This is a genomic window from Mesorhizobium sp. M0802 (assembly GCF_040320115.1).
Lineage (GTDB): Bacteria > Pseudomonadota > Alphaproteobacteria > Rhizobiales > Rhizobiaceae > Mesorhizobium.
Genome location: NZ_JAMYOY010000008.1, coordinates 189,199 through 208,601 on the forward strand (window position 1 = coordinate 189,199; position 19,403 = coordinate 208,601).

General features: G+C 63.2%; 20 protein-coding genes and 1 pseudogene. 14 read left to right on the forward strand and 7 right to left on the reverse strand.

Translation table 11 applies throughout. From position 1 onward, the window contains the following. The first annotated feature begins 125 nt into the window (after positions 1-125). On the forward strand, positions 126-530 hold the full coding sequence (locus NKI10_RS14280) for a MarR family winged helix-turn-helix transcriptional regulator (protein ID WP_023672921.1): 405 nt from the start codon (positions 126-128) through the stop codon (positions 528-530). Positions 531-551: 21 nt separating this feature from the next. On the opposite strand, the gene NKI10_RS14285 is transcribed toward NKI10_RS14280, so the two are convergent. Beyond that, positions 552-2,618 (reverse strand): putative bifunctional diguanylate cyclase/phosphodiesterase, encoded by a 2,067-nt coding sequence (locus NKI10_RS14285; RefSeq protein WP_352860549.1) that lies wholly within the window; start codon positions 2,616-2,618, stop codon positions 552-554. A gap of 309 nt (positions 2,619-2,927) precedes the next feature. Between NKI10_RS14285 and NKI10_RS14290 the strand changes: the two genes are divergently transcribed. Together NKI10_RS14290 and tdh are read left to right on the forward strand one after the other, a co-directional pair. Beyond that, positions 2,928-4,115, forward strand: a complete 1,188-nt coding sequence (locus NKI10_RS14290) for a glycine C-acetyltransferase (RefSeq protein WP_352860551.1) — start codon at positions 2,928-2,930, stop codon at positions 4,113-4,115. A 45-nt stretch (positions 4,116-4,160) separates the two neighbouring features. Continuing rightward, on the forward strand, positions 4,161-5,195 hold the full coding sequence (gene tdh / locus NKI10_RS14295) for an L-threonine 3-dehydrogenase (RefSeq protein ID WP_352860553.1): 1,035 nt from the start codon (positions 4,161-4,163) through the stop codon (positions 5,193-5,195). Between the two features lie 223 nt (positions 5,196-5,418). Here the strand turns inward: tdh and NKI10_RS14300 are convergent, their stop codons facing one another. Then, entirely contained in the window at positions 5,419-5,853 is a 435-nt protein-coding gene (locus tag NKI10_RS14300) for a MarR family winged helix-turn-helix transcriptional regulator (RefSeq protein ID WP_031203942.1), read from the reverse strand. Positions 5,854-5,975: 122 nt separating this feature from the next. On the opposite strand from NKI10_RS14300, the gene hmgA reads away from it, so the two are divergent. Genes hmgA through NKI10_RS14330 form a run of 6 tightly spaced genes read left to right on the forward strand, consistent with a single transcriptional unit; the run spans position 5,976 to position 10,350 of the window. After that, positions 5,976-7,289, forward strand: coding sequence for a homogentisate 1,2-dioxygenase (gene hmgA, locus NKI10_RS14305; RefSeq protein WP_352860555.1), 1,314 nt, complete (start codon positions 5,976-5,978; stop codon positions 7,287-7,289). Positions 7,290-7,299: 10 nt separating this feature from the next. Then, positions 7,300-8,187: an MBL fold metallo-hydrolase gene (locus NKI10_RS14310; protein ID WP_352860557.1), complete on the forward strand. Its 888-nt coding sequence runs from the start codon at positions 7,300-7,302 to the stop codon at positions 8,185-8,187. After that, on the forward strand, positions 8,184-9,197 hold the full coding sequence (locus NKI10_RS14315; RefSeq protein ID WP_023747725.1) for a fumarylacetoacetate hydrolase family protein: 1,014 nt from the start codon (positions 8,184-8,186) through the stop codon (positions 9,195-9,197). Before NKI10_RS14310 ends, NKI10_RS14315 begins: the two co-directional genes overlap by 4 nt. 14 nt (positions 9,198-9,211) lie before the next feature. Continuing rightward, positions 9,212-9,508, forward strand: a complete 297-nt coding sequence (locus NKI10_RS14320) for a hypothetical protein (protein WP_023724856.1) — start codon at positions 9,212-9,214, stop codon at positions 9,506-9,508. Positions 9,509-9,515: 7 nt separating this feature from the next. Next, complete coding sequence (locus NKI10_RS14325; RefSeq protein WP_352860560.1) at positions 9,516-9,812, forward strand: hypothetical protein; 297 nt, start codon at positions 9,516-9,518, stop codon at positions 9,810-9,812. Between the two features lies 1 nt (position 9,813). Continuing rightward, complete coding sequence (locus NKI10_RS14330) at positions 9,814-10,350, forward strand: DinB family protein (RefSeq protein ID WP_352860562.1); 537 nt, start codon at positions 9,814-9,816, stop codon at positions 10,348-10,350. Positions 10,351-10,353: 3 nt separating this feature from the next. On the opposite strand, the pseudogene NKI10_RS14335 reads toward NKI10_RS14330, so the two are convergent. After that, positions 10,354-10,521, reverse strand: a pseudogene (locus NKI10_RS14335) (type II toxin-antitoxin system Phd/YefM family antitoxin); the annotation flags it as partial. Positions 10,522-10,634: 113 nt separating this feature from the next. Continuing rightward, on the reverse strand, positions 10,635-11,750 hold the full coding sequence (hppD, locus tag NKI10_RS14340; protein WP_352860564.1) for a 4-hydroxyphenylpyruvate dioxygenase: 1,116 nt from the start codon (positions 11,748-11,750) through the stop codon (positions 10,635-10,637). Positions 11,751-11,885: 135 nt separating this feature from the next. Between hppD and NKI10_RS14345 the strand changes: the two genes are divergently transcribed. Then, positions 11,886-12,353, forward strand: a complete 468-nt coding sequence (locus NKI10_RS14345) for an Lrp/AsnC family transcriptional regulator (RefSeq protein WP_023689628.1) — start codon at positions 11,886-11,888, stop codon at positions 12,351-12,353. Between the two features lie 215 nt (positions 12,354-12,568). Here the strand turns inward: NKI10_RS14345 and NKI10_RS14350 are convergent, their stop codons facing one another. Continuing rightward, entirely contained in the window at positions 12,569-12,907 is a 339-nt protein-coding gene (locus NKI10_RS14350; RefSeq protein WP_023672907.1) for a protein tyrosine phosphatase family protein, read from the reverse strand. 207 nt (positions 12,908-13,114) lie between these two features. Here NKI10_RS14350 and NKI10_RS14355 point away from each other — a divergent pair, with 207 nt between their 5' ends. After that, a complete protein-coding gene (locus NKI10_RS14355) occupies positions 13,115-13,459 on the forward strand; it encodes a RidA family protein (protein WP_023672906.1) in 345 nt (114 codons plus the stop codon). A gap of 169 nt (positions 13,460-13,628) precedes the next feature. On the opposite strand, the gene hutC is transcribed toward NKI10_RS14355, so the two are convergent. Both hutC and NKI10_RS14365 read right to left on the reverse strand, forming a co-directional pair. Further along, positions 13,629-14,369 (reverse strand): histidine utilization transcriptional repressor HutC, encoded by a 741-nt coding sequence (gene hutC / locus NKI10_RS14360; protein ID WP_352860567.1) that lies wholly within the window; start codon positions 14,367-14,369, stop codon positions 13,629-13,631. Next, on the reverse strand, positions 14,366-15,718 hold the full coding sequence (locus NKI10_RS14365) for a formimidoylglutamate deiminase (RefSeq protein ID WP_023747719.1): 1,353 nt from the start codon (positions 15,716-15,718) through the stop codon (positions 14,366-14,368). The genes hutC and NKI10_RS14365 overlap by 4 nt, the downstream gene beginning before the upstream one ends. A gap of 90 nt (positions 15,719-15,808) precedes the next feature. Here NKI10_RS14365 and hutI point away from each other — a divergent pair, with 90 nt between their 5' ends. From hutI to hutG, 3 genes are read left to right on the forward strand one after another with little or no spacing between them, the layout of a single operon-like run. Beyond that, a complete protein-coding gene (gene hutI / locus NKI10_RS14370; RefSeq protein ID WP_352860569.1) occupies positions 15,809-17,044 on the forward strand; it encodes an imidazolonepropionase in 1,236 nt (411 codons plus the stop codon). Continuing rightward, entirely contained in the window at positions 17,041-18,579 is a 1,539-nt protein-coding gene (gene hutH, locus NKI10_RS14375) for a histidine ammonia-lyase (RefSeq protein ID WP_352676632.1), read from the forward strand. Before hutI ends, hutH begins: the two co-directional genes overlap by 4 nt. 1 nt (position 18,580) lies before the next feature. Further along, complete coding sequence (hutG, locus tag NKI10_RS14380; RefSeq protein ID WP_023742743.1) at positions 18,581-19,393, forward strand: N-formylglutamate deformylase; 813 nt, start codon at positions 18,581-18,583, stop codon at positions 19,391-19,393. Positions 19,394-19,403: the final 10 nt, after the last annotated feature.

Sequence of the window (19,403 nt, forward strand, 5' to 3'; positions counted from 1 at the left end):
TAGATCGACACGCATGATAGTTAGGTATCAAATGGTTCGATGTCAATGTATATTGCCGCGTTCCATCGCTCGGCGCCTTGTTCTACTGTCGGCGCATGACTCCCTTTGACCGTCCGCCAATCGGCATGAATCTCGCGCGCACCTCCAAGCTGGTGGCGCAGGCCTTTGACGCCGCTTTGGTCGAGGCCGGCGGCACGCTGCCGGTGTGGCTGACCTTGCTTTCGGTCAAGTCGAGCGAGCTTGCCAACCAGCGCGAACTTGCCGGCATGATCGGCATCCAGGGCGCCACGCTCACCCACCATCTCAACGCCATGGAGGCGCAAGGCTTGCTGACGCGCCGCCGCGATCCGGACAACCGCCGGGTTCATCTGGTCGAGCTGACGCAGGCGGGCGAAACGATGTTCCTGAAGCTGCGGGCGGCGGCTCTCATCTTCGACAAGCGGCTGCGCGCGGGATTGCCGGACGACAGGCTGGCGGAGTTCGCCGAGGTGCTGGCGGCATTGCGGGCGAATGTCGCGCCGGCCAAATGACCGGCACCGGTGGGCAATAGTCTAGGCTAAATTGCCCTGAAGCACCTTCACCTTGGCTTTCTTCGGGCTGCGCGCCAGCAGCCATTCGCGCGCTTTGTCCTGCGGCATCGGGAAGGCGATGGAATAGCCCTGCACCTGATCGCAGCCGATCGCCATCAGCGAATCGAGCTCGGCTTCGGTTTCCGCGCCCTCGGCGACGATCGAAATGCCGAGACCGCGCGCCAGCTCGGTGATGGCGCGCACGATCTTGGTGTTGTCGCCATTCTCGTTGATGTTCTGGACGAAGCGGCGGTCGATCTTCAGGCGGTCGATCTCGTTGGGATTGACGTGGCTGAGCGAGGCATAGCCGGTGCCGAAATCGTCGAGCTCAAGATGGACGCCGGCAGCGCGGATGTGGCGCAGCTTCGCCGCGATGCCCGTCTTCTCGTCGTCGAGAATGACGGATTCGACGATTTCCAGCGACAGTTTCTGCGGCGCCAGGCCGGCCTTTTCCAGCGTCGCGAACAGGAAGCGGTCGAAGTCGGGTTCGCGCAGCTCGGTGCCGGACACGTTGACGGCAAGCCGGCCGAAAGCGATGCCGGCGCGATCCCATTCGGCTGCTTGCTCGATCGCCTTGGTAAAGACGATGCGGCCGATCTCGGGCATGAAGCCGCATTTTTCGGCGACCGGAATGAACTCGCCCGGCGCAATCATGCCGCGCTCGGCATGCTTCCAGCGCACCAGCGCCTCGATGCCGCTGATGGCGCCGTTGCTCAGCGACACCTGCGGCTGGAAATAGACCTGGAAGGCGTTCTCCGAAATCGCGACCTTGATGTCGTGCTCGAGCTGCTTGCGGTAGTCTAGCTCGCGCCTGAGTTCCTCGGAGAAGAACGAGAAGCTGCCGCCGCCGAGCTTCTTGGCGGAATAGAGCGCGAGGTCGGCGTGGACGAGCAGATCCTCGGCATTGTCGGCGTCGATGGGATAGACAGCAATGCCGGCGCTGGCCCCCGGAAGGATGGTCGTGCCCTGGAAGGTAATCGGCTCGTTGATCTCCTCCAGGATGCGACGGGCCAGCATGTTGATGTCCTCGGGGCCGCCGGCGCCATTGAGGATCATCACGAATTCGTCGCCGCCAAGGCGCGCGCACAGATCCGACGCGCGGCAGGAATCGCGCATGCGCTGGGCGGTGACGACCAGCACATAGTCGCCGGCGGCATGGCCGAGTGTGTCGTTGATCTGCTTGAACCGGTCGAGGTCGAGCTGGATCACCGCCAGCCTCTCACGCCGGCGATGCGCGCCCTTGATCAGCGTTTCGAAGTGATCGGTCAGGAAGGTGCGGTTGTGCAGGCCGGTCAGCCCGTCATGTACGGCGATGAAGGCCATCGAGTTGCGGGCATCGACAAGCTCGTGCGTCTTGCGCAGGATCGCCTTCGACATCGGCCGGAAGATGAAAAGCGCCACCAGCACGATGACGCCGATGGTGGCGTAGAACAAGGTGCGGTGGAGATCGAGGAGCTTTTCCGACCGCTCGTCGGCGAATGCGGCGATGCGTTGGCCGAGCGCGGCATAACCCGACAGCGTCGCATTGGCGACGGAAGCATCGAGATTGACGCGCTCGCCGCCGCCCTTGTAGGCGGCATTGCCGGAGAGCTGGGATTCGAAGGACGAGATCAGCCTTTCGCCATTGGCGACCAGCCCGACCGAGAAATAGTCGAGGTGGAACGGCTTGCCGTAAAGGACGCTCTCGATCGACTTTGGGTCGGACAATGCCGGCGACAGCGGGTCGGCTCCCGTCTGTTTGAGGAGCAGGTCGTAGTTCGTCTCGAACTCGGCGGTCGCCTGTTTCAGCGCGGCAACCAGGGCCGGCTGCTTGTCACGCGCGGCGGAGCCGGTTGCGCTGGTCAAAAAGACGATGCGCTGCGACAGCGCCTTCTGGGTGCTGACGATGTCGAGCAGAGTATGGTTGTGCTGTTGCGCCGCCATCATCTGCTGCAGCAGGATGAAGGAAGCCATCACCATAGCCGCGATGATCAGCAGCGCCAGCCAGTAGCCGCTCTTGATCAGCAGGATGAGTTTGCCCGAGACGGTTTGCGCCGGCTGCTGAGACATATTCTAGGTGACCCCTCGGTCGAACTGATTCTGCCACCGATTCGTGGCGAGAAGACCATTGGCTTGAAAGGGTTAACAGGTCTGGAAGCCGGCGGAACTGTTGCTTCCGCAGTAAACGAAAGCTGCTGAAATGGTTATCATGTTCTTTCGCGGCACGGCCGTATTCGCGTGCCTGCTACTCCAGCATGCTGGCCATGCGATCGGATCGCGCCAGGGTTGAGCCCGCCGTGCCACCGAAACGGTCGCTTTTGCGGTGGATTTTTAGTGCGCGTAGCGCGACAGTCGCGCCAATCTCAACAGGACGTGATCATGAGCGCGGCATTCCTCTCCCATATCGACAACGAACTGCAAGGTCTGAAATCCGCCGGGCTCTACAAATCCGAGCGGGTGATAACCTCGATGCAGTCGGCTGAGATCGAGGTCGGCGGCGACAAGGTGCTGAACTTCTGCGCCAACAACTATCTCGGCCTCGCCGACAGCTCAGAATTGCGCGATGCAGCCAAAGGCGCGCTGGACCGCTACGGCTACGGCATGGCTTCGGTGCGTTTCATCTGCGGCACGCAGGAAGAGCACAAGCAGCTTGAAGCAACGATTTCATCATTCCTCGGCATGGACGACACCATCCTTTACGGCTCCTGCTTCGACGCCAATGGCGGCCTGTTCGAGACACTGCTCGGCGAGGAGGATGCGATCATTTCCGATGCGCTGAACCATGCCTCGATCATCGACGGCGTGCGACTGTCGAAGGCCAAGCGTTTCCGCTACGCCAACAACGAGATGGCCGATCTCGAAGCCCGGCTGAAGGAGGCGAAAGACTGCCGCTTCCGGCTGATCGCCACCGACGGCGTGTTTTCTATGGACGGCATCATCGCCAATCTGAAAGGCGTCTGCGACCTCGCCGACAAATACGACGCCATGGTGATGGTCGACGACAGCCATGCCGTCGGCTTCGTCGGCAAAAGCGGCCGCGGCTCGGCCGAGCATTGCGGCGTCGAGGGCAGGGTGGACATCATCACCGGCACGCTCGGCAAGGCGCTGGGCGGCGCCTCGGGCGGCTACACCTCGGGCAAAAGCCAGGTGGTCGACTGGCTGCGCCAGCGCTCGCGGCCCTATCTCTTCTCCAACACGCTGATGCCGGCGATCGCCGGCGCCTCGATCAAGGTGTTCGAGCTGATCCGAAATGGCGACGCCCTGCGCCAGCGCCTCTATGCCAATGCGGCGCGCTTCCGGTCCGAGATGGGCAAGCTCGGCTTCACGTTGGCCGGCGCCGATCACCCGATCATCCCGGTGATGCTGGGCGATGCCAGCCTGGCGCAGGAAATGGCGGCGCGTATGCTGAAGCGCGGCATCTATGTCATCGGTTTTTCGTTCCCGGTGGTGCCGAAAGGCCAGGCGCGCATCCGCACGCAGATGTCGGCGGCGCATTCCGCCGCCGACATCGACCGCGCCGTGGCGGCATTCGCCGCAGTCGGCAAGGAACTGGGCGTCATCTCCTGAGCCGCCAAAAGCGATTCCGGATCAAAGGATTCAAGGGACAAAAGCATGTCGAACATGATGAAGGCGCTGGTGAAGGCCAAGGCCGAGCCGGGTATCTGGATGGAAGAGGTGCCGGTGCCGGAGATCGGCCCCAACGATGTGCTGATCAAGGTCAAGAAGACCGCGATCTGCGGCACCGACGTGCATATCTACAATTGGGATCAGTGGGCACAAAAGACCGTGCCGGTGCCGATGGTGACCGGCCATGAATTCGTCGGCACCGTTGCCGATTTCGGCTCGGCGGTCACCGAATACAAGGTCGGCCAGCGTGTTTCGGGCGAAGGCCATATCGTCTGCGGCCATTGCCGCAATTGCCGCGCCGGGCGAGGGCACCTCTGCCGCAACACGCTCGGCGTCGGCGTCAACCGTCCCGGCGCCTTCGGCGAATATCTGGCGATCCCGCAGCACAATGTCGTGCCGATCCCCGACGATGTGCCCGACGAGATCGCGGCGATTTTCGATCCCTTGGGCAATGCGGTCCACACCGCTCTGTCCTTCGATCTGGTCGGCGAGGATGTGCTGGTCACCGGCGCCGGTCCGATCGGCATCATGGGCGCGCTGGTGGCGCAATGTGTGGGCGCGCGAAAAGTCGTCATCACCGACATCAACCCGGTGCGGCTGGCGCTGGCCAAAAAGCTCGGCGTCCAGCATGTCGTCGACGCCTCGAAGGAAAAGCTTAGGGATGTCATGCCGGCGCTCGGCATGACCGAAGGTTTCGACGTCGGCCTCGAAATGTCGGGTGCGGCGCCCGCCTTTCGCGACATGATCGACACGATGAACAATGGCGGCAAGATCGCCATTCTGGGCATCGCGCCGACCGGCTTTGAGATCGACTGGAACAAGGTCATCTTCAAGATGCTGCACTTGAAGGGCATTTACGGCCGCGAGATGTTCGAGACTTGGTACAAGATGATCGCCCTGGTGCAGGGGCCGCTGGATGTCAGCGGCCTGATCACGCATCGGATCGGTATCGATGATTTTCAGGCGGGGTTCGATGCGATGAGGAGCGGCAGTTCGGGTAAGGTGGTGATGGATTGGTAGGCGCAGAGGCACGTTCTAGCTGGAGAAGCCGGCGGGACAGCACCCCCCTCTGGCCTGCCGGCCATCTCCCCCGCAAGGAGGGAGATTGGCAGCTTTGACGCCTCGCCACCTCCGCAACATTGGAGATTGGCGAAAGCCTTCGCGACATCTGATCTCCCCCCTTGCGGGGGAGATGTCCGGCAGGACAGAGGGGGGTGTGAAGGATCACGGCGGAGCAGACCCTTTATTCACCCAACGCTCCCTCCAGCGCCGCCACGCCGCTCACAATCGCTGTCCGCTCCTCTGTGCTCAACCTCTCCAGCAACTCCCGTTCGAACGCCTTCGCCAGCGGCACCATTTCGCCATAGGCCGCCAGCCCCGCCTTCGTCAGCGCCAGGTGCTCCACACGTCGATCATTCTCGTCAGTTGTGCGTACCAGCCAGCGCCTTCGCTCCAGTTCCGCCACGGCGCGCGACACCTTGGTCTTGTGCATGGCCGACTGTTCGCCAAGCGCTGTCGCCGTCATGGTGCCGCGCTGTCCGAGCCCTGACAGGGTGCGCCATTCCGGCCGCGTCAGGCCGTGGCGGTCGCGGTAGATTTTTGAAAATTCGCGGCTGACGGCGTCGGCCAGCCGGTAGAGCCGATAGGGCAGGAAGCTTTCGAGTTCGAGGATTTCCATCTGCACCATGGATGCGGCATTCGCCCGTTGATAGTTACATTTTCGATGGTTACAAATGAAACCAGTTTGGTCAACATCGCCGGCAAGCAGCGCTTCGCGGGGCCGGGATCAGGGAGGATCGGATGACCTTTTCCTACATGCCGGGCTTCGGCAACGACTTCGAAACCGAGACGCTGCCGGGCTCGCTGCCGCAGGGGCGGAACTCGCCGCAACGGCCGGCTTACGGGCTCTATGCCGAACAGCTATCGGGCTCGCCCTTCACCGCGCCGCGCGGCACCAATGAGCGTTCCTGGCTCTACCGCATCCGGCCGAGCGTAAAACACACCGGCCGCTTCAAGGCAGCGAGCTATCCCTTGTGGAAGACAGCACCCAATGTCGGCGACCACGAACTGGCGCTCGGGCAGTATCGCTGGAACCCGGTGCCGATGCCGAAGGAGCCGACCGATTTCATTCAAGGGATGCGCACCATCACCACCGCCGGCGACGTGCTGGGCCAAAGCGGCATGGCGGCGCATGTCTATGTCGCCAACCGCTCGATGGTCGACGACCATTTCTTCAACGCCGACGGCGAGTTGCTGATTGTCCCCCAGGTCGGCGCCTTGCGCTTTGTCACCGAGATGGGCGTCATCGAGCTTCGGCCCGGCGAGATCGCCGTGCTGCCGCGCGGTCTGGTGTTCAAGGTCGAGCTCGCCGACAAGGAAGTGCGCGGCTATGTCTGCGAGAATTACGGCGCCAAGCTGACGCTGCCCGACCGCGGCCCGATCGGCGCCAACTGCCTGGCCAACCCACGCGACTTCAAGACGCCCAGCGCCTGGTTCGAGGAGAAGGAGACGCCGTGCCGGCTGACGGTGAAATGGTGCGGCAATTTCAACGTCACCGAGATCGGCCATTCGCCGCTCGACGTCGTCGCCTGGCACGGCAACTATGCGCCCTACAAATATGATCTGGCGACGTTTTCGCCGGTCGGCGCCATCCTGTTCGACCATCCCGATCCGTCGATCTTCACCGTGCTGACGGCGCCGAGCGGCGAGGAGGGCACCGCCAATATCGACTTCGTCATCTTCCCGCCGCGCTGGCTGGTGGCGGAAGACACGTTCCGGCCGCCCTGGTACCACCGCAACATCATGAGCGAGTTCATGGGCCTGATCCATGGCCAGTACGACGCCAAGGAAGAAGGCTTCGTGCCCGGCGGCATCAGCCTGCACAATCTGATGCTGGCCCACGGCCCCGACGCACCTGGCTTCGAAAAGGCCTCGCGCTCCGAGCTGAAACCGGTCAAGCTCGACAACACGATGGCCTTCATGTTCGAGACCCGATTCCCGCAAATGCTGACCCGCTACGGCGCCGAGCTTGAAACAAGGCAGGACAATTACATTGACTGCTGGACCGACCTGAAGAAGCGCTTCAACGGCACGCCGGAGGGCGACTGGCCTTGAGATCAGCTCGATGAGCGACCGGCTGGTGCTTCTCGGCTCGAAAGGCGGCCCGGCATTGCGGTCGGGCGGGCCGTGGCCGAGTTCGTCGCTGCTGGAGCTTGGCGGGCGGACCATCGTCGTCGATTGCGGGCTGGGTGTCACGCGTGGCCTGGTCGATGCCTGCGTCAGCCTGAAGGCGCTCGACCTGATCTTCGTCACCCATCTGCATTCCGATCATGTGCTGGAACTGGGGGCGCTGCTCCACACCGCCTGGACCGCCGGTCTGGCCAGTCCGGTGACGTTGTTCGGACCGCCCGGCACCGGCCATTACTGGCGGCGCTTCTGCCAGGCGATGGAGTTCGACATCGAGATCCGAATCGTCGACGAAGGCAGGCCGGACATCCGCGAACTGGTTTCGATCGTTGAATTCGGCGAAGGCCAGGTTTTCGCACAACGCGGCCTGAAGGTCTCGGCACTGCGCGTCGACCATCCACCGGTAACCGACTGTTTCGCGCTGCGGTTCGAGCAAGGCGGTAAAAGCGTCGTCTTCTCATCCGACACCGCCTTCTTCCCGCCGCTCGCCGGCTTCGCCAAAAATGCCGACATCCTCGTCCATGAAGCCATGCTGGACGAGGGCATCGAGCGGCTGGTCGCCAGGACCGGCAATGGCGCGCGGCTGAAAGAACATCTGCTCGCCAGCCACTCCTTTGCCGAGGAAGCCGGGCGCATCGCCAGCGATGCCGGGGTGAAGAGGCTGGTGCTCAACCACCTCATTCCGGCCGACGATGCCGCGATCGGCGATGCCGACTGGGAGGCCGCCGTCAGGAAATCGTGGGCGGGTGACTTGACGATTGCCCGCGACGGCCTTGTTGTGAACTTAGACGGCGCCAAAGCCGCATCAGGAGAGGAAACCGCATGAAGCTTGCCACATTGAGGGACGGGACGCGCGACGGAAAGCTTGTCGTCGTCTCGCGCGACCTGACGCGCTTCACCGACGCCTCGTTCCTGGCGCGCACGCTGCAGGCCGCGCTCGACGACTGGCAGCGGATTTCGCCGCACCTGGCGACGATCGCCGAATCGCTGGAGAACAATGCGGTGCCGTCGGCACGCTTCCATGAGCATGACGCCCATTCGCCGCTGCCGCGCGCCTATCAATGGGCCGATGGTTCTGTCTATGTGAACCACGTCGAGCTGGTGCGCAAAGCCCGCGGCGCAGAGATGCCGGCAAGCTTCTGGACCGATCCGCTGATCTACCAGGGTGGCTCGGATTCCTTTATCGCGCCGCGCGAGCCGATCCGCGCGGCGGACGAAGCCTTCGGCATCGACATGGAGGCGGAGGTCGCCGTCATAGTCGACGACGTGCCGATGGGCGCCAGCCTCGACCAGGCGCGCGCCGCCATCCGGCTGGTCATGCTGGTCAATGATGTGACGCTGCGCGCGCTCACCGGACCCGAGCTCGCCAAGGGGTTTGGCTTCTTCCAGTCGAAGCCGTCCTCGGCTTTTTCGCCGGTGGCGGTGACGCCGGACGAACTCGGCGACGCCTGGGATGGCGGCAAGGTCAACCTGCCTCTGCTCGCCGACGTCAACGGCAAGCCGTTCGGCCGTGCCAATGCCGGCGTCGACATGACCTTCGACTTCCCGGCGCTGATTGCCCATGCCGCAAAGACACGGCCGCTGGTTGCCGGCACCATCATCGGCTCCGGCACCGTCTCCAACAAGCTGGATGGCGGGCCGGGCAAACCGGTGGCGGCCGGCGGCGCCGGCTATTCCTGCATCGCTGAACTGCGCATGATCGAGACCATTGAGTCTGGCGAGCCCAAGACGCCGTTCCTGCGCTTTGGCGATACGGTGCGTATCGAGATGAAGAATAAAAGCGGAAACTCGATCTTCGGCGCCATCGAGCAGAAGGTCGAGAAGTCCCAGGCATAAGAGGGGGCAATGCAATGACGGGCGAGGCGTTCTACCTGCTGGCCGGCGTCTGGGCGTTGGCCATTCTGGTGGTCTTCATCCAGGCGATCCGGCTGAGCTACCGCATCGAGGCGCGCTCGCCCGATCTGACCAACCGCAGCGGCTACCCGCGCAAGGCGATGATGTTCCACACCATCACCAATACCAATGTGGCGCGGGACGAGGAGACGCAGGCGACGCGGCGGCGCATGAACCGGCTTTTGCTGATCGTTGTCGCCGGCTTCGCGGTGATGGCGGCAGGCTTGTATCTGATGCGATCGACGGGAGCGTGAATGGCAGATGGCCTATACCGCTTCTTGTCTTTGGTTTCTTGGGCTTTGCAGCGTCGCAACCGGCTGGCTTTTGATTTCCGCAATTCGGCTCTGCCGGCAGGTCGAGGATCGGTCTGAAAGGCTGCGTAATTTCAGCAGCGAGGCGCGCCTGCCGAGGCTTGTGTACGTCGCTTTGAACCGGGAAGTCGCAAGCGATGCAGGAACGCAAGAACTGCGCCGCGGTATGAACGTTCGTCTTCTGGGGATAGCTGCCATACTCGTCATTCTGAAGTTGGTGGAGTTGGTCGGTTGGCCAAGCGCATAACATGGATATTCTCACCCACTTCAGCCGCATGGCCGGCAACAATCTCTGGTCGAATGACCGGCTCTACCGCGCTGTGCTTGCGCTGAAGCCCGGCGAATTCGAAGCCGAACGCACCAGCTTCTTCCCGTCGATCAAGGCAACGCTCAACCACATCCTTGCGGTCGATCATCTCTATCTCGATTTCCTTGAGGAGGGCGGCGTCGGCGCGGCCGCCCATGACGATTACGTGCCGTTCGATGACCCGCAGGCGCTGTTTGCCGCTCAGGTCGCGGCCGACCGGCGCCTGATCGCCTTTTGCGAGAAGCTGTCGGAGGCGGATCTCGACCGTCAGGTCATCACGGACCGGCGCGAGGACGGCATGATCCCCGAAAAGATCGGCGACATTCTCGCCCATGTCTTCCTGCACGACATCCACCATCGCGGCCAGGTTCACGCGATGCTCTCGGGCAGCTCGGTCGCGCCGCCGCAGCTGGACGAGTTTTTGCTCGATTATGATTTGAAGGTGAGGAAAGAAGAGGTCGAGCGGTTGGGCCTCTGACCTTTATCTGGTGTACTCGTTCCATTCAGGGCCGAGTTTGTCGAAATCGTCTGAAATCCGAATCTTGCCCTTCAGGGCACCTATGCGCGACAACAAGTCTTCTCGAACTGGTGGCACGAGCCGCTCCGCGATCTTGCCGTGACGAGTGATGACTATCTCCTCGCCGGCTTCCGCGCGGCCGACGAGTTCCGATAGTTGGCCTTTGCTTCGGTTATGGAGACGTTCACGGCTTGACCCTTTTGATCGAAACTCAGATCAAGGCCGATCGAGCCGCAAACGGGGGTTCACGCCGCCTTGCCATCGACCTTGATTACGCCGCGCTTGATCTGGTCCTGCTCGATCGACTCGAACAGCGCGCGGAAATTGCCTTCGCCAAAACCTTCGTCGCCCTTCCTCTGGATAAATTCGAAGAAGATCGGGCCGATCACGGTTTTGGAGAATATCTGCAGCAGGATCTTGGTCATGCCGCCGTCGACCACGCCTTCGCCGTCGATCAGGATGCCGTGCTTCTTCATCCGCTCGATCGGCTCGTCATGCCCGTTCACCCTGTTGTACGACATGTCGTAGTAGGTCTCCGGCGGACCGGGCATGAACTTCAGCCCGTTGTCGGCAAGCTTGTCGGTGGCGGCGTAGATGTCGTCGGTCCCGACGGCGATATGCTGGATGCCTTCGCCATTGTACTTCTTCAGGTATTCGGCGATCTGGCTGGTGTCGTCCTTGGATTCATTTAGCGGAATGCGGATCTTGCCGCAGGGCGAGGTGATGGCGCGGCTGACGAGGCCGGTGATCTTGCCGTCGATGTCGAAGAAATGGATCTGCTTGAAGCCGAACAGTTCGCGATAAAAGTACCACCATTTGTCCATCTGGCCGCGATAGACATTGTGGGTGAGGTGGTCGAGGAAATAGAAGCCGACGCCTTGCGGCCGCGGATCGCGTTCGCCCAGCCAGTCGAATTCGGCATCATAGGCCGAGCCCTTCTTGCCATAGGCTTCGATGAAATAGAGCAGCGAACCGCCAATGCCGACAATGGCCGGCACGTCGAGCGCCTTGTCGTCGCCTTCATAGGGCGTGGCGCCTTTCGACACCGCATGGTCGAAAGCGTGCTTGGCATGGACAACCCGCCAGGCCATCGAGGCGGCGCACGGGCCGTGCATGTCGACGAACTTCATCGCATGCGAACCCGGCTCGGCATTGACGACATAATTGATGTCGCCCTGGCGCCAGACGGTGATGTCCTTCGTGCGGTGCTTGGCCACCGCGACATAGCCCATGCGGGTGAACAGTTCGGCGAGCTTCTGCGGCTCCGCATGCGCGAACTCGACGAACTCGAAACCGTCGGTGCCGGCGGGGTTTTCCTTGCTGATCTTTGCGGGCGGTGCGTCGTGCGGGAAGGGACCCATGGCATTGCTCCAAAACTGGCGGTGGCCGCAGCGGACCACGTGCAATCATAACGCGGAGCGGCTGCACGGTGCTTGCATTCAAACGCTTGAAATGATCAGATCGTGCGTGAATTGTGCACAAACGGGCCAAAGATCATGAATGAGACGCGCATCGATCAGTTCGACCGCAAGATAATGGCACTTCTGCAGGGCGATGCGCGGCTGACCAACAACGACCTGTCGGAGCGGGTGAACCTCTCCGCCTCCCAATGCTCGCGCCGCCGCCAGCGGTTGGAAGAGGACGGCTATATCAAGGGCTACCGGGCGGTGCTCGACCGCGACAAGCTCGGCTTCTCGCTGGTCAATGTCATCTCGGTGACATTGGCCACCCACAACCGCGACAATGCGCGGCGCTTCGGCGAATTGCTGGCGCGGCTGCCGGAAGTGCAGGAGGCGCACGCGCTGACCGGTGAGATGGACTACATCTTGAAAGTGGTGACCCCCGATCTGAAATCGCTGTCGGAATTCGTCAACGGCGTGCTGTTGCCGCACGACTCCGTGCAGCATGTAAAGACCGCGATCGTGCTGGAGACGCTGAAGGAGACCGGGGCGCTGCCGATCTAGTTTGAGAGAGTTTCAGTTGATACGTCGGCGGGACAGCACCCCTCTCTGGCCTGCCGGCCATCTCCCCCGCAAGGAGGAGATCAGCAGCTTTGTCCAGCGCTCATCCTGCAACGTCGGCGATTGGCGAAGAGCGAAGGCGACATCCGATCTCCCCCCGGGGGAGATGTCCGGCAGGACAGAGGGGGGTGTGAGGGATCGCCAGCGCCTCAGGATGCTCACCCCTTGGACTGCTGAATCAGCCCGTAGAGATTGGTGCAGCGCGCGCCGGAGCGGCAATAAGCAAATACCGGGCCTTCGAGCGCGTCGAGCGCTTCGGCCTGATCTTCGACATTCTCGGCTGTGATCTGGCCGCTGATTACCGGGATGTAGCGGAAGGCCAGCCCCGCGGCTTCGACCGCCGCCTTGACGCTGTCGGCCGAAGGCTGGTCGGGCTGCTCGTCATCCGGCCGGTTGCAGATCACGCTCTTGAAACCGGCTTCCTTGATGGCGGCGGCATCTTCGGGCTGGATCTGGCCCGAGACCGAATAGTCCTCGCTGATTTCTCGATATTCCATGGCTCTCATCCTCTCAACCTGGTTTGGCGCGAAGTCTTGCCACTCTCACACGAGGTCGGCAATCCGCGCCGGAAAGAAATACCTCGGCGCAGATAGACATTTGCGGTCTAAGATCCAACCCAGGCTCAAGAGGTTTCGCGCTGTTGGCCTTGCCCGGAGGCGGCAGCGACTCTAAACAGGCGCACCGACAAACGAAGGAACCATCCCATGAGCATTCGTCGCATCGATGTTGGCCCGCGCATGAGCCAGATCGTCATCCACGGCAACACCGTCTATCTCGCCGGCCAGGTCGGAACGCCCGGCGCCAGCGTTGGCGAACAGACGAGGTCGATCCTCGCATCTATCGACGAACTGCTGGCCAAGGCCGGCACCGACAAGACCAAGATCCTGCAGGCGATCATCTGGCTGGCCGATATGGGCACCTTCGCCGAGATGAACAAGGAATGGGACAAGTGGGTCCCGCAAGGCAACACGCCCGCCCGCGCCACGGGTGAGGCCAAGCTTGCAGGGCCGGAATACACCGTCGAGATTATCGTTACGGCGGCGATTTAGAGCGCGGCGCCTTACCCTCCCCCTCGAGGGGAGGGTCGGCGAGTAGTCGAAGCGAAGCGGAGACTGCGAGACGGGGTGGGGTCGGCGAGGCTGCACCGACCCCACCCCGCGTCACCAGTGCCGCCTTGCGGCACTTGCTCCGCGACCCTCCCCTCGAGGGGGAGGGTAATCACCCCTGCGAAGGCCTGAACCGCGCCACCAGCGTGTGGCTCTCCGCGGCGTAGGTGAACCTCACCTGCGTCACCGGGTGCTCGGCGCCCCAGGTCCGGCGCTCGACCACCAGGCAGGGCGCGCCGGCGGCGATGTCGAGCGCTTCGGCAATGTGCCTGTCGGCCGCGACCGCGCGGATACGGTGCTCTGCCTCGCTCCACGGCACGCGCCCGATCAGCCAAGGGCCGGGGGCAATGTCGAGAAACTCCTCCTCGGCGGCTTCCGCGACGGCGGCCAGATTGATCAGCCGCTGTTCGTGCGCGAATGGCCGCTTGCCGGCGAAATGCCGGCATTCAAGCGCCAGCACCTGTCCGGCTGCGTCCAGTTCCAGCAAGGCGCGATCCTCGGCGCTGCTGCGCCTTTTCTGCCGCGCCAAGCGCTCGTAACGATAAGCCAGGCCAAGCGACTCAACCTCGATCCTGATGTCGTGGATTTCCAGCACCGCGGCCTGCGACTGCGGCTGGCGGACAAAGCTGCCCGAACGGCGGCGGCGCTCTATCAGCCCAGCCTTGGCCAGCTGCGACAGCGCCTTGTTCACCGTCATGCGCGAGCAATTGTATTCGGCCGTCAACTCGTGCTCGAACGGGATGCGGTGACCCGGCGCCCAGGCGCCGGACATTATTTTCTCGCTGATGTCGGACAGGATGCGCTGGTGCAGCGAACCGCCGCCTTCCACCGCCGCTGTCTCTGATATGCTCATGCCGAAAGCGCCGTCATCACATGGCGAAAGCGCTCGGCGATCGTCTCACGCGCTGCATGCCGGCCGCCGCTGACTTGTTTTTTTCCGTGCACCCAGACGCAATCGACCTTGCCGCCATTGGCAAAGATCCAGGCGTCGAGGATCGCATCGCCACTTTTTCCGGCCAGCGAAGGATGGTTTTCGTCGAGGGAGACGAAATCAGCCGCGGCGCCGGCGGCGATCCGCGACGGGCCGGCGCCGAGTGCGGTGCTGCCGCCATCGAGGGCGGCGTCGAACAGAGCCCGCCCGGTCGAGCCGCCGGCCACCGCCAGCACATTGCGGGCGCGGTGTGCGAGGCGCTGCGAATATTCGAGCTGGCGCAATTCATCCGGCAGGCCGATCAGCACGTTGGAATCCGAGCCGACGCCGAAGCGGCCGCCATGTTCGATGAACAGAGGTGCTGAAAAGGTGCCGTCGCCGAGATTGGCCTCGGTGATCGGGCAAAGCCCGGCAATGGCGCCGCTTCTGGCCATGCCGGTTGTCTCAGCCTCGGTCATGTGGGTGGCGTGGATCAGGCACCAACGCTTGTCGATCCCGGCATTGGCGAGCAGCCATTCGACCGGTCGCGCACCCGACCACGCCAGGCAATCCTCGACCTCCTTCACCTGCTCGGCGACGTGGATGTGGATCGGTCCGTCCGGCGCAATGGCGGCAACAGCGCTGAGTTCCTCCGGCGTCGCGGCGCGCAGGCTGTGCGGGGCGACGCCGACGACAGCCTGATTCAACGCACGAACCGATTCGCGGCTTTTCTCAAGCAAGCGTTCGAACCGATTCACATCGTTGATGAATCGCCGCTGGCCTTCGTTGGGCGCAGCGCCGCCGAAGGAGGAATGGGCATAAAATACCGGCAGCAGCGTCAGGCTGATCCCTGTTTCGTTGGCAGCGGCGGCGATCCGCTCCGCCATCTCGGCCAGGTTGGAATAGGGTGTTCCGTCGCGATCGTGGTGGAGATAATGAAACTCGCCGACGCGCGAGAAGCCGGCCTCCAGCATCTCGACGTAAAGCTGTGCGGCGACCGCCTCGACCTGGTCCGGCGTCATCGACAGCGCGAAGCGGTACATCACCTCGCGCCAGCTCCAGAAGCTGTCGGCGGAGGGACCGCGCAGTTCGGCAAGCCCGGCCATGCCGCGCTGGAAGGCGTGGCTGTGCAGGTTCGGCATGCCCGGCACCAGAATGGCGTGGCGTTCGTCACCGCTCCGCGGCGACGTGTCGACTTCGACGGTTGCGATGCGACCGTCCGTGACGACGATCCGCACCTTGTCATGCCAGCCCTCGGCCAGCAGCGCCTGTTCCGCAAAGATCGCCGTCACGTTTTTTTCTCCGAATTCCATCAACAATGCACTTGCAGCGCGTTTCAATATGTATATACATAATCGCCATCCAAGCAACGGAAAAAGATGATGGCGGCACAAGACAAAAGCCGGGCAGGGGGCCTTCAGCTTTGGCGTGATGCCCGCCTGGCAACCATGGCCGAAGGCGTTGCCGGACTTGGCATCGTCGAAAAGGGCGCGATCGTCTCCCGTGACGGCATCATCGTCTATGCCGGCCCGGAAGCCGACATGCCGTCAGCGTTGGCTCAGGGCGGCGAGACTACCGATTGCGAAGGCCGTTGGATCACGCCCGGTCTCATCGACTGCCACACCCATCTCATCCATGCCGGCAACCGTGCCAACGAGTTCGAGATGCGGCTGGCCGGCGCCAGCTATGAGGAAGTCGCCCGTGCCGGCGGCGGCATCGTCTCCTCGGTCAAATCCCTGCGTGCCGCGAGCGAAGACGAACTGGTTGAGCAGACGCTCCCGCGCCTTGACGCGCTGATGGCCGAGGGCGTCACCACGGTAGAGGTAAAGTCGGGTTACGGGCTCGATCTCGAAAATGAACAGAAGTCGCTTCGCGCCGCGCGGCAGCTGGACAAGCAACGCCCGGTCACGGTCCGCACCACCTTCCTCGGCGCGCATGCGCTGCCGCCGGAAGCAAAAGGCGACAAGGACGCTTTTGTCGATCTCGTCGCCAACACGATCCTGCCCGCAATCGCCGCCGGGGGCCTGGCTGACGCCGTAGACGGCTTTTGCGAAGGCATTGCCTTCTCGCCGGAGCAAATCGCCCGCGTGTTCGACAAGGCCAAGGCGCTTGGCCTGCCGGTAAAGCTCCATGCCGACCAGCTGTCGAACCTGCATGGCGCCGAACTCGCCGCCCGCTATGGCGCGCTGTCGGCCGACCATCTCGAATACACCGATGAAGCAGGTGCCGCAGCCATGGCCAAGGCCGGCACCGTGGCGACGATCCTACCCGGCGCCTACTATTTCATCCGCGAAACCAGGAAGCCGCCGATCGGCCTGTTTCGCCAGCACGGCGTCAAGATGGCGGTCGCCACCGACAACAATCCCGGGACGTCGCCGCTGACCTCGCTGCTTCTGACCATGAACATGGCCGCGACGCTTTTCGGCCTGACCGTCGAGGAGTGCCTGGCCGGCACCACTCGCGAGGCTGCCCGTGCGCTGGGATTGCTCGGCCAGACCGGCACGCTTGAAGCAGGGAAATCCGCCGACCTGGCGATCTGGGACATCGAGCGTCCGGCCGAACTCGTCTACCGCATGGGCTTCAACCCGCTCCATGCCCGCATCTGGAGAGGACAATGACCGAACTTAACCTGAAGCCCGGCAATGCATCGCTGGCCGACTGGCGCACCATCTATCGTGGCGCCGTGCCGAAGCTCGACGCCTCCTGCCGTCCGAAGATCAAGGCCAGCGCCGAGGCAGTCGCCCGCATCGTCGCCAAGGGCGAGCCGGTCTATGGTATCAATACCGGCTTCGGCAAACTGGCCAGCGTCCGCATTCCGGCCGAGGATCTAGAGGCCTTGCAGCGCAACATCGTTTTGTCGCATGCCGCCGGCGTCGGCGAGCCGATGCCGGTCGCTGTGGTTCGGTTGATGATGGCGCTGAAGCTCGCCAGCCTGGCGCAGGGCGCGTCGGGCGTGCGGCCGCAAACCATCGAATTGCTGGAAGCGATGCTGGCCAACGACGTCATCCCCGTCGTGCCGGCGCAGGGCTCGGTCGGCGCCTCCGGAGATCTCGCGCCGCTGTCGCACATGACGGCGGTGATGATCGGCGTCGGCGAATGCTTTACACCGCATGGCCGCTTCCCGGCCAAGGTCGCTTTCGTCTCGCACGGCCTGGAGCCGGTGACGCTTGGCGCCAAGGAAGGTCTGGCGCTGCTCAACGGCACGCAGTTTTCCACCGCCTACGCGCTGGCCGCTCTGTTCGAGGCCGAAGTGCTATATCAGTCGGCGCTGGTCGCCGGGGCGCTGTCGACCGACGCTGCCAAGGGCTCGGATGCACCCTTCGATCCGCGCATCCATCTCCTCAGAAAACACCCGGGCCAGATCGAGACGGCGGCAGCGCTGCGCAATCTGATGTCCGGCAGCGCCATCCGTGAATCGCACCGCGTCGGCGATGAGCGCGTGCAGGATCCGTACTGCCTGCGATGCCAGCCGCAGGTGATGGGTGCTGCACTCAGCGTGCTGCGCCAGGCTGCCGATACGCTCGGCACCGAGGCCAATGGCGTCACCGACAATCCGCTGATCTTCGCCGAGGACGATACTGCGCTTTCAGGCGGCAATTTCCACGCCGAGCCGGTGGCTTTCGCTGCCGACATGATCGCGCTTGCCGTCTGCGAGATCGGCTCGCTGTCGGAGCGCCGCATCGCCATGCTGGTAGACCCCGCGCTGTCCGGCATGCCGGCCTTCCTGACGCCGAAGCCCGGCCTGAACTCCGGCTTCATGATCCCGCAGGTGACGGCGGCGGCGCTCGTCTCTGAGAACAAGCAGAAGGCCTATCCGGCAAGTGTCGATTCCATCCCGACCTCGGCCAACCAGGAAGACCATGTATCGATGGCCGCACACGGCGCTCGCCGGCTGATCGGCATGATCGAAAACGCCACGGCCGTCATCGGCATCGAACTCTTGGCCGCCGCGCAAGGCTGCGATTTCCATGCGCCGCTGGCGTCGAGTGCAGCTCTGGAAGCGGTTCGCAAGCTGGTCCGCGCAGAAGTGCCGCATCTCGACAATGACCGGCATTTCCACCCTGACATGGAAAAAGCCATCGCCATGGTGCGCAGCGGCGCAGCCATCAAGGCTGCGAGCGCGGTGACATTGCCTTCGATCTCGGGAGTCTGACATGACCGACTGGCTGACAGTGACCGAAGGCACGGCACCCCTGTTGGTGTCGATCCCGCACACGGGTATCGATCTCGCCGGCATCGACAATCGGCTGGTCTCGCCCTGGCTCGGCCGCCGCGATTGCGACTGGTGGATCGACAATCTCTACGATTTCGCCGCCGGCCTTGGCGCGACGATTGTGCATACGTCGATCTCGCGCACCGTTATCGACGTCAACCGCGATCCTTCCGGCGCCTCGCTCTATCCCGGGCAGACGACAACGACGCTATGCCCGACCGAGACCTTCGACGGCGATCCGCTGTATCTGCCCGGCGCGGAACCGACGCCGTCGGAGATAGACCAGCGCCGCATAGCGTATTTCGTGCCTTACCATGAAATGCTGGCGGCCCAGGCCGTCAGGCTGCGCGGCCTGCATGAGAAGGTCGTCATTTACGATTGCCACTCGATCCGGTCGGTGCTGCCGCGCCTGTTCTACGGCACGCTGCCGGTATTCAATCTCGGCACCAATGACGGCCAGACCGCGGATCCTACGCTGCAGGCGCTGGTTGGTCAGATCATGGCCGAGAGCGGTGAAAGCAATGTCATCAACGGTCGTTTCAAGGGCGGCTGGATCACCCGCTATTTCGGCAATCCGCAAGGCGGCTACCATGCGCTGCAGATGGAACTTGCCGATCGCGGCTATTTGCGCGAGCCCGAGGGCAAGGGCGAACCGGACAATTGGCCGGTGCCTTATGATGCCGAGTTCGCCGCGCCGATGCGCGCCACACTGACGAAAATCCTCCAATCCGCCATTGACTGGGCCGGGCGCTGAGACGCCGCCT

What these genes read in the sequence shown, in the direction of transcription:
- NKI10_RS14280 (WP_023672921.1), top strand. Translation starts at nt 126, where the DNA reads ATGAATCTCGCGCGCACCTCCAAGCTGGTGGCGCAGGCCTTTGACGCC.
- NKI10_RS14285 (WP_352860549.1), bottom strand. Translation starts at nt 2,618, where the DNA reads ATGTCTCAGCAGCCGGCGCAAACCGTCTCGGGCAAACTCATCCTGCTG.
- NKI10_RS14290 (WP_352860551.1), top strand. Translation starts at nt 2,928, where the DNA reads ATGAGCGCGGCATTCCTCTCCCATATCGACAACGAACTGCAAGGTCTG.
- tdh (WP_352860553.1), top strand. Translation starts at nt 4,161, where the DNA reads ATGTCGAACATGATGAAGGCGCTGGTGAAGGCCAAGGCCGAGCCGGGT.
- NKI10_RS14300 (WP_031203942.1), bottom strand. Translation starts at nt 5,853, where the DNA reads ATGGAAATCCTCGAACTCGAAAGCTTCCTGCCCTATCGGCTCTACCGG.
- hmgA (WP_352860555.1), top strand. Translation starts at nt 5,976, where the DNA reads ATGACCTTTTCCTACATGCCGGGCTTCGGCAACGACTTCGAAACCGAG.
- NKI10_RS14310 (WP_352860557.1), top strand. Translation starts at nt 7,300, where the DNA reads ATGAGCGACCGGCTGGTGCTTCTCGGCTCGAAAGGCGGCCCGGCATTG.
- NKI10_RS14315 (WP_023747725.1), top strand. Translation starts at nt 8,184, where the DNA reads ATGAAGCTTGCCACATTGAGGGACGGGACGCGCGACGGAAAGCTTGTC.
- NKI10_RS14320 (WP_023724856.1), top strand. Translation starts at nt 9,212, where the DNA reads ATGACGGGCGAGGCGTTCTACCTGCTGGCCGGCGTCTGGGCGTTGGCC.
- NKI10_RS14325 (WP_352860560.1), top strand. Translation starts at nt 9,516, where the DNA reads ATGGCCTATACCGCTTCTTGTCTTTGGTTTCTTGGGCTTTGCAGCGTC.
- NKI10_RS14330 (WP_352860562.1), top strand. Translation starts at nt 9,814, where the DNA reads ATGGATATTCTCACCCACTTCAGCCGCATGGCCGGCAACAATCTCTGG.
- hppD (WP_352860564.1), bottom strand. Translation starts at nt 11,750, where the DNA reads ATGGGTCCCTTCCCGCACGACGCACCGCCCGCAAAGATCAGCAAGGAA.
- NKI10_RS14345 (WP_023689628.1), top strand. Translation starts at nt 11,886, where the DNA reads ATGAATGAGACGCGCATCGATCAGTTCGACCGCAAGATAATGGCACTT.
- NKI10_RS14350 (WP_023672907.1), bottom strand. Translation starts at nt 12,907, where the DNA reads ATGGAATATCGAGAAATCAGCGAGGACTATTCGGTCTCGGGCCAGATC.
- NKI10_RS14355 (WP_023672906.1), top strand. Translation starts at nt 13,115, where the DNA reads ATGAGCATTCGTCGCATCGATGTTGGCCCGCGCATGAGCCAGATCGTC.
- hutC (WP_352860567.1), bottom strand. Translation starts at nt 14,369, where the DNA reads ATGAGCATATCAGAGACAGCGGCGGTGGAAGGCGGCGGTTCGCTGCAC.
- hutI (WP_352860569.1), top strand. Translation starts at nt 15,809, where the DNA reads ATGGCGGCACAAGACAAAAGCCGGGCAGGGGGCCTTCAGCTTTGGCGT.
- hutH (WP_352676632.1), top strand. Translation starts at nt 17,041, where the DNA reads ATGACCGAACTTAACCTGAAGCCCGGCAATGCATCGCTGGCCGACTGG.
- hutG (WP_023742743.1), top strand. Translation starts at nt 18,581, where the DNA reads ATGACCGACTGGCTGACAGTGACCGAAGGCACGGCACCCCTGTTGGTG.